We start from the raw sequence: 369 nt of genomic DNA on the forward strand, positions 1-369 counted from the left end.
GGTGCTCTCCCAGCTGAGCTAATCCTCCACTATTATGTAGATAAAAATAAATGGTGACCCGTACGGGATTCGAACCCGTGTTACCGCCGTGAAAGGGCGGTGTCTTAACCGCTTGACCAACGGGCCACTGTGCTAATTAAATAAAAATGGCGGAGAGCAAGGGATTTGAACCCTTGAGACAGCGTTAACCGCCTACACGATTTCCAATCGTGCTCCTTCGGCCACTCGGACAGCTCTCCAAATGGCTCCACAGGTAGGACTCGAACCTACGACCGATCGGTTAACAGCCGATAGCTCTACCACTGAGCTACTGTGGAATAATAACAGCCTGGCAACGTCCTACTCTCACAGGGACAAAGTCCCAACTAC

3 tRNA genes are annotated in these 369 nt (G+C 50.9%); all 3 read right to left on the bottom strand.

Annotation, left to right across the window (positions count from 1 at the left end):
* Positions 1 to 51: 51 nt before the first annotated feature.
* Positions 52 to 126 (bottom strand) — tRNA-Glu (locus LJC66_RS27490).
* 21 nt (positions 127 to 147) lie between these two features.
* Positions 148 to 239: transfer RNA gene (locus tag LJC66_RS27495), tRNA-Ser, on the bottom strand.
* 3 nt (positions 240 to 242) lie between these two features.
* Positions 243 to 317, bottom strand: a tRNA-Asn gene (locus LJC66_RS27500).
* Between the last annotated feature and the right edge of the window lie 52 nt (positions 318 to 369).

Origin of the sequence: Priestia sp. TSO9, assembly GCF_021029645.1 — a bacterium.
GTDB classification, from domain to species: domain Bacteria; phylum Bacillota; class Bacilli; order Bacillales; family Bacillaceae_H; genus Priestia; species Priestia megaterium_E.